This is a genomic window from Stenotrophomonas maltophilia group sp. Smal17, assembly GCF_030237045.1.
In the GTDB taxonomy this organism is placed as follows: Bacteria; Pseudomonadota; Gammaproteobacteria; order Xanthomonadales; family Xanthomonadaceae; genus Stenotrophomonas; species Stenotrophomonas forensis.
This window is the reverse complement of record NZ_JASJSU010000121.1, coordinates 7,773-9,597: the sequence shown is the minus strand read 5'-3', so window position 1 is coordinate 9,597 and position 1,825 is coordinate 7,773. Positions and strand designations below refer to the sequence as shown.

General features: G+C 67.2%; 2 protein-coding genes. Both read left to right on the top strand.

The genetic code is table 11. From position 1 onward, the window contains the following. Window positions 1-178 precede the first annotated feature (178 nt). Window positions 179-682 carry a hypothetical protein gene (locus tag QRO93_RS19910; RefSeq protein WP_180878930.1) on the top strand — a complete coding sequence of 168 codons (504 nt, stop codon included), beginning with the start codon at window positions 179-181 and terminating at the stop codon, window positions 680-682. A gap of 46 nt (window positions 683-728) precedes the next feature. Next, the gene (locus QRO93_RS19905) at window positions 729-1,784 is read left to right on the top strand and encodes a suppressor of fused domain protein (RefSeq protein WP_053512107.1); all 1,056 of its coding nucleotides are present in this window, start codon (window positions 729-731) and stop codon (window positions 1,782-1,784) included. The last annotated feature ends 41 nt before the right edge of the window (window positions 1,785-1,825 follow it).

The window sequence follows — 1,825 nt, the reverse complement described above, 5'->3', positions numbered from 1 at the left end:
CCCCCCCCCCCCCCCGCCACTACCCAAGTCTGCCAGGACTTGCGCTAAGCTCGCCTTGTCATCGGTCTGCAACAGAGCCTGCGCTTCGGGGAAGCTGCGCAGGCTCCGACGGTGGCAACCAGGGGGTGTGCCCGGCACGGGCGCGCTGGCTTTGCGCATCGAGGATTTGGGGGGATGCATGGCATTGCTGCACGCCAAGACGGCCGCTGGCCGTCAGGAAATCGAAGACCGCGGCCGGCGCCTGCCGGCGGCACTGCGTTCGATCCTGTTGATGGTCGATGGCCATCGCGATGACAACGAACTGCGTGGCTTGTTCGAAGGGCTGCGCGCACCACCGGATGCACTGGAACAACTGGTCGCGCAGGGCCTGATCGAAGCCATCGGTGGCAGTGCTGACGCAGCGCCGACGCGTGCGATCAGCACAGGCCGCGAGCAGGACCCGGCGTTGTACCAGCAGCTGTACGACGCGATGAGCGAAGCGGTGCGTCGGCATCTGGGCCTGAAGGGCTACTTCATCCAGTTGAAGATCGAACGCTGCACCGATGCGCTGGCGCTGGAACGCCTGTGCCCGGAACTGCTGGCCGCAGTGGGCAAGGCGCGCAGCCCGGCGCTGGCGCAGCGCTGGTGGCAGGAAACCCAGGCGGCGTTGGTGAATGGTGGCAATGAGGTCGTGCAGGCCTGAGCCACCGCGTAAAGTGACCGGTTCACTTCCCCACAAGGAGTCCCGCGTGCAGGACGACCACGACGACACCGACACCCCGGGCTGGGACGCGATCAACGCCGCGCTGGCGCCGTTGTATGCAGGCCAGGAACCGCGTCATTACGGTACCGCGCTGCCTTACACGCTGGGTGGGCAGGATCCGCTGGATGGCATCAGTGTGTACTGGGCGGATGCGCCGGTGCCGCACTGGCACTACATCACCTACGGCTTCTCCGAGCTGTACGCCAAAGAGAGCAGTGATGCCGACGCCAGTGGCTACGGGTTCGAGCTCACCTTCCGCCTGGCGGCCGTAGACGGTGAGAGCGCAGGCAGCACGCCGCCGGCGTGGCCGATGAACCTGCTGCAGAACCTGGCGCGCTATGTGTTCGGCAGCGGCAACGTGTTCGAGGATGGCCACCACCTCAACGCCAACGGTCCGATCGCGCTGGAGACCGGCACCCGGCTGTGCCACCTGGCCTTCATTGCCGATCCGCAGTTGCCGGCACGTGATACCACCAACGGCCACCTGCAGTTCCTGCAGCTGGTCGGCTTGACCGATGAAGAGATGGAGGCGGTCAAGCGCTGGTCCACGCGCGGCGTGCTGCAGGCGCTGCAGCCGGCGATGCCGCTGTGGATCAGTGACCTGCAGCGCGGCAATCTGCTGGACGATCCGGCGCTGGCCGCGCAGGTGCAGGCCGGCAGCGAGCGCGAGGGCTCCAGCACCGGCATGCTGTTCATCGAAACGCTTGATTGGCGACAGGAGGCCGGCATCACCACCCTGGTGCTGGGCGCCGGCCAGGTCGCCAGCGTGTGCGAACTGCTGCCGCTGCGCCTGCGCCATGGCAAATCGCTGGAACTGGTCAGCCGCGAACGGCAGTGGGAGTTCATTGCGGCCGGGGGCGGTGAAGCCAGCGAGGTGTCTGCCGACAGCGCGCGCTGGGCGCTGGATGCGGCCGGATTGCAGGCGTTGGCGAGCGTGCGTGCCGAACGCGGGATCTATCCGCTGGCAGGCGCGCTGCGCATTGAAGTGGTGCCGACCTACCTGCGCGATGCCAAGGGCGAGGTGATCCGCCAGATCGGCTGAGATCCCGTTCCCCTCGAGTCAGTTCGGAGGCCCTCGCCTCC